Raw genomic sequence first — 5,518 nt, forward strand, 5'->3', positions numbered from 1 at the left:
CTAGGACTTCTAATCGCAATTCTTAATATCCCATTCATCTTTTTAGGATATAAACAAATCGGGAAAAGCTTTGCGATTTACTCGGTAATCGGGATTGCTTCATTAGCGTACGGGACAAGCATTATGCACCATATCCCAACGATTATTCAAGGAGATACGTTATTAGTAACGGTTGTTGGCGGGATTATCATTGGTTTCGGTATGGGTGTGGCATTACGAAATGGAGGAGCATTAGACGGTATTGATATGTTAGCTGTACTACTTTCCAGAAAGCTGCCATTTGGAACGAGTGATCTTATTTTATTCTTAAACTTATTTGTTTTTATAGTAGTTTCAACGGTTTTTGGGTTACAAGGGGCTTTCTTATCGGGAATTGCTTATTATATTGCCTCTAAAGTGATTCATACAGTCGAGGAAGGGTTAAGCGGTTCAAAATCCTATAAAATTATCACAAGTCAACCAGAATTGATGGTAGAAACCATACGTGATCGCCTAGGTCGAAGTTCCACCTATAATCTAGTAGAAGGCGGTTATTCGAGCGATAATTTCAAAGAAATTACGTGTATCATTAACCGTTTAGAGGAAAGTAAAATGAAGGAAATTATTTCTGAAATTGACAAACAAGCATTTGTTGTTGTATATGATGTTGCCGAGGTCAAGGGAGGCAGCTTTAAGAAACGAGACATCCATTAAGACAAATAGTAAGAAGCAACGCCATGTCGCGTTGCTTCTTTTTGTTACGATTCTATCATTTTTTTAGTTGCTGCTCCACTATATCTCCGACAACAGGCAGCTTAAACCATTTTCCTTGGTAGGCCTGATACATCAAGACAATCCATACTACTAAAGAAAGCGGTGACGCGATTAATGCGAATATCCAGCCAATCAATGGTATGAATGATAATACCTTTGTAATAACAAATAATGCAACAAATACAAAGATGGATTGCAGGGCATGAAATCGAACAAATCGGCTTTCTTTTTCAATTATAAAAAAGACAATCCCGGTAATAGGTCCTAATACATAACTAAGCAATCCGGCCACGTTTTCTGTAAGTCCTGTTGAAGTTTTGTTTTGATTCTGTTGCTCGCCGTTTTTGTTATCCTCACTCATTTTTCCTCACTCCTACCCACGATTTTCTATGACATCTTTATATTGATACTGTACTAACTTGAATAATATTCGAAAGAATTGAGTGACCGTTATATATCGAGAACGTAAAAAACACTTCTTATTAAATAAGAAGTGTATTGGAAAGGGTAGAGGAACCTGTCCCTGAGACCTACTATTATAAAAACATTTTTTCCAATTCCAATGGCTCGATGTACTGGCCATCCTTGTAGGCACGCATGTTGCCGCCGGAGATTTCGTCGATGAGGACAATTTGTTTGTTCTCACCAGTACGTCCGAATTCGAATTTGATATCATATAGATCGATTCCCTTATGTGCAAGTTCGTCTCTTACGATGCCTGCAATTTGTTGTGTAAGGCCTTTTAATACTTGATATTCTTCTTTAGACAGGATGCCGAGCATGTCCAAAGCGTCTTCACTGATTGGAGGATCTTCACGACCGTCATCTTTTAGGGTCACTTCAACAAAAGCATCTAAGGGTTGTTCTTCTTCCGCATATAAGCCATATCTGCGCAAAAAGCTTCCAACAGCACGATATCTGCAAATGACTTCAAGCCCTTTCCCGAAAACTTCAGCCGGTTTGACTGTCATGGTTGCTTGATCGATATCAGCGCCAAGATAGTGAGTAGGAATTCCTTTTTCATTTAAAATTTCGAAAAAGTATTTTGTTAATTTTAATCCAGCACGTCCCGCACCTTCAATAGTTAACCCAACTGTATTTGCACCTGGATCAAAAACACCATCAACACCTGTTACATCGTCTTTAAATTGAAGTAAATAATTTCCGTCCTGCAATTCATAGACATCTTTTGTTTTACCAGTGTAAGTTAGCTTCATGTTAATCCTCCTACGCGAAATTTAACAACATAATAATCATAAATATAAAATAATGATTGCACAAGAGTAATTACGAATATTTTTATAAAAAAATATATTAATGTTAAGAATTTAGGAGAATTTAAGTGGGAAATATAAATTTACTACAAATTTTAAGCGTTTTTCCATTCTGCTAATCTATCATACGCAGGAAAGCTAACCATACAATGATACTTTGACTGAATTTTCTAATAAAATATTCAGTTTAGGAAGGATATAAAGAATATCAATAGAATATAAGTGGTAATGGAGGGGTGATAGGATGAATCAATTTACGGATGTATTGGATGAAAAAACACTAGCAAGCTATCCGCAACAGCCACATGGCGGCAAATTGGTGAATCGTGTTATTACGGGAAAAGAGCGCGATGAAGCCATGGAAAGAGCGAAACAGTTGCCAATGATTATGGTGGATTTGGAGGCTGTCATTACACTCGAAATGATTGCAACAGGGGTATTGTCTCCTAATGAAGGGTTTATGGATGAGGAAGACTATAAGTCTGTTCTGACGAAAGGCCGCTTGAAAAATGGAGTCGTATGGCCGGTCCCGCTTAGCTTCGCACCAATTGGTGACCGGAATCAGCAAATTATTAAATCATTATCAGTAGGGGATGAGGTTGCTCTTGCCGATGAAACGAGAGAGCCGGTTGCCATACTTAAGTTAAATGATATTTTTCATTATGATCGCGAATTCCGTGCTAAACACGTCTTTGGTACAACTGACCGCAACCACCCTGGGGTAGATTCTATCTATCGTCGGATGGGTGATACGGCTTTAGCTGGACGAATTACATTGGTCAGACGGGCTCATTGGGGGCCATTTGAAGAAATTCGAATGGAGCCAAAGGACACATGGAAGCTATTTTATGAGCAGAAAAAATTTAAATCGGTTGGAGGATTTATTACAGGGGCCAATCCTTTACACCGCGGGCACGAGTATATTCATCGAAATGCGTTAGAAGAGTTAGAAGGTTTATTTGTTCAGCCGTTGGTGGAAATGGCAAAGCGTGAGTATACACGCCATGAGTTTCGGGTGCTATCCTACCGCAGTGTGCTGGATACATATTATCCAAAAGAAAGAACAATTCTTGCCCCACTTCGAGTTACCTATATTTTTGCAGGACCGCGTGAAGCCGTTCTTCATGCGTTGATAATGAAGAATTATGGGTGTACACATGCGCTAATCGGACGGGATCACGCTGGTATCGGTGATTATTATGATAAATACGCTAGTCATACGATATTTGACGAATTTACACCTGATGAATTAGGGATAGATATTCGTCTGTTCCATGAGGTGTTTTATTGTACGCGTTGCAGTACACAGGCAACCGAGCAAACATGTCCACATGATGAGCAATACCGGATTAATATTTCTGGTACAGGCATTCGCGAGCTGCTGCGGTATGGGGTGTTGCCGCCAAAGGAAATCGTGAGACCAGAATCAGCACGAATTGCGATTCAAGGTGTGCAGCCAAAAGGGGTAGACGAGAACCAGATGGCGATCTCACCGGTCGGAAAAACAATCAAGAGCATTTTCCCATATTATTTAACGCGATCAGGAATTGGCGGTCCAAAGCGAAGAAAGCCACTTGAGGTTGAAGAGCTTACGATTGAAGATTTGGAAATCGTCATGAAGGACGCACGTGAAAATGCGGATAAAATCTATAAGGATATCTTTAATGAATTCAGCTATGTTTCGGATACACTGCGCACCGCACAGCCAGATTGGGTGGCAACTGCTAGAGAGTCGATTCATCGACAGCAGGAAATGGTCGTAGAGTATATTGAAGAAAAGGTGAATAAAGCCTTGGATAAAGCGTCGGACGAATTTATGTATCAGGATAAGTCAGAAGCAGAGCGGGAATTGGAGGTCGCACGGAAAATCTTCGATGATATTCCCGCACCACTGCGTTCAGACGATCTGCAATATCGAATTTGGAATCCACTGCCATATAAAAGGTACAGGGGTAGTGATGAATAATTGAAAAAAATCACTCACAATTTGTGAGTGATTTTTTGTTTGCTTATAAATAATCTTTTCTTAATTCCTCTGGTGATTTAGGAGAGATATAGCTAGGTGCTACATCAAATACCGTTTTTGCACCAAATTGTTTTTCTTGGCTTAGGCGGTATGCAGCTCTTGCATAGGCAACTAATACAGCCGAAGTAAACTCAGGGTTGCTATCTAGTTTTAATGAGAATTCATAAATTTGTGTCGTATCTTCACTTGTCTGTCCACCGCGAATCACGAATCCGCCATGCGGAGCCTTCGAGTGGTCACGAGTTAATTCTTCTTCAGAAATAAAGTTCACTTCTGTATCGTAATCAGCGAAGTAGTTTGGCATTGTTTTAATTTCATTTTCTATCGCTGCTTTATCTGCGCCTTCCTCGGCAACGATATAGCAAACGCGACGGTGTTTTTCAGCAGTTGTTAGTTCAGGATTTGAACCGCTGCGAACTTTGTCCATTGCATCCTCAGAAGGAATTGTATATTGGACACCGTTTTTAACACCTTTTACACGACGAATCGCATCAGAGTGGCCTTGGCTTAAACCTTTGCCCCAGAAAGTATAATTTTCACCAGTAGGTAAGATTGCATCTGCCATCACACGGTTGATCGAGAATAGACCTGGATCCCAGCCCACTGAGATGATTGCTGTTGTATTTTTAGCAGCCTCATTTACAGATTGGAAAAATTCAGGGATCTTCGCGTGTGTATCAAAACTATCTACTGTATTGAACATGCTAGCAAAGTGCGGAGTTTGTTCAGGCAGATCTGTTGCAGATCCTCCACAAAGCAGCATCACATCAATTTTTCCTTGATAATCACTTGCATTTGAAATATGTTCAGCCTTCACATTGGCATCCTCAAGCTTTAGGCTTTCCGGAGCTCTTCTTGTAAAAACTGCTACTAATTCCATGTCAGGAGATTGTTTAATAGCCTTAATTGCGCCTTTTCCAAGATTACCGTAACCTACGATACCTAGTCTAATTTTGTTGATCATATACATTTCTCCTTTACCTCAAATTCCCATCAAAAAAATAGATTCAGGACAATTTGTCACTCTTTACTCATTTTTTTGATAATACTTATAATAATAGAAACTTGGCCTATATGCCAATATTTTTCTTTCGTACATCGAAAAAGTTCTTCCCTCGGTAAACACACTATTCATAAAATCTATTAAAAACTCTATATTTTTTTTGCCAAATTGGACAACTTCTTGTCGAAATTCATGGTTATTTTGCTTGGGCTTTCAACATAAGAATAGCTTGAAAGGGTGAAATATAACTTTATTCAGAAGAAGTCTTCTACCTCTAATTTAGGGATGGGTGGCAAGAAAATTAACTTATTCAGTATGAGTCTAAAAGCTATCTGAATAAAGTTAAGCCTCCGGCGGATGCCACGATTTTTAAGAGGAAATTTTTCGAGCAGTATGATCGAAGACTAAAGACGCCACATCCTGTGGCAACGTCTTCATGACCCACATCGTGTGGGCCTAAAA

At 39.5% G+C, this 5,518-nt stretch carries 5 protein-coding genes; 2 read left to right on the plus strand and 3 right to left on the minus strand.

What is annotated here, in order from left to right:
* Positions 1 to 693 (plus strand): YitT family protein (locus tag LKW28_RS22620; RefSeq protein WP_229142673.1); only part of this gene is annotated, 693 nt, incomplete at its 5' end.
* A 55-nt stretch (positions 694 to 748) separates the two neighbouring features.
* Here the strand turns inward: LKW28_RS22620 and LKW28_RS22625 are convergent.
* Positions 749 to 1,114 (minus strand): DUF4870 domain-containing protein, encoded by a 366-nt coding sequence (locus LKW28_RS22625; protein ID WP_229142674.1) that lies wholly within the window; start codon positions 1,112 to 1,114, stop codon positions 749 to 751.
* A gap of 175 nt (positions 1,115 to 1,289) precedes the next feature.
* Positions 1,290 to 1,970 carry a phosphoribosylaminoimidazolesuccinocarboxamide synthase gene (locus tag LKW28_RS22630; RefSeq protein WP_229142675.1) on the minus strand — a complete coding sequence of 227 codons (681 nt, stop codon included), beginning with the start codon at positions 1,968 to 1,970 and terminating at the stop codon, positions 1,290 to 1,292.
* Positions 1,971 to 2,271: 301 nt separating this feature from the next.
* On the opposite strand from LKW28_RS22630, the gene LKW28_RS22635 reads away from it, so the two are divergent.
* The gene (locus LKW28_RS22635; protein ID WP_229142676.1) at positions 2,272 to 3,993 is read left to right on the plus strand and encodes a sulfate adenylyltransferase; all 1,722 of its coding nucleotides are present in this window, start codon (positions 2,272 to 2,274) and stop codon (positions 3,991 to 3,993) included.
* A gap of 43 nt (positions 3,994 to 4,036) precedes the next feature.
* On the opposite strand, the gene LKW28_RS22640 is transcribed toward LKW28_RS22635, so the two are convergent.
* Positions 4,037 to 5,017 carry a diaminopimelate dehydrogenase gene (locus LKW28_RS22640; protein WP_229142677.1) on the minus strand — a complete coding sequence of 327 codons (981 nt, stop codon included), beginning with the start codon at positions 5,015 to 5,017 and terminating at the stop codon, positions 4,037 to 4,039.
* Between the last annotated feature and the right edge of the window lie 501 nt (positions 5,018 to 5,518).

Source organism: Bacillus sp. REN16 (assembly GCF_020731355.1).
GTDB lineage: Bacteria > Bacillota > Bacilli > Bacillales > Bacillaceae_L > Ferdinandcohnia.